Here is a 295-nt window from a genome sequence, read left to right on the forward strand (position 1 = left end):
GACCGGGATGACCTCGGAGATGATGCCGAAGAACGGCAGGGCGATGATGTACACCTCTGGATGGCCGAAGAACCAGAAGAGGTGTTGCCACAGCAACGCACCGCCGTTGGCGGCGTCGAAGACATGTGCCCCGAATTTCCGATCCGCCTCCAGCGCGAACAGCGCGGCGGCGAGGACGGGGAAGGCCAGCAGAACGAGGACGGCGGTCAGCAGCACGTTCCACACGAAGATCGGCATGCGGAACATCGTCATGCCCGGTGCGCGCATGCAGATGATCGTGGTGATGAAGTTGACC

1 protein-coding gene is annotated in these 295 nt (G+C 62.4%); it reads right to left on the bottom strand.

Features of this window, described 5'->3' with window-relative positions:
* On the bottom strand, positions 1-295 hold a 295-nt coding region (locus tag OO70_RS50950), incomplete at both ends, for a cbb3-type cytochrome c oxidase subunit I (protein ID WP_043688549.1).

The organism is Streptomyces xylophagus (assembly GCF_000716435.1).
GTDB classification, from domain to species: domain Bacteria; phylum Actinomycetota; class Actinomycetes; order Streptomycetales; family Streptomycetaceae; genus Streptomyces; species Streptomyces xylophagus.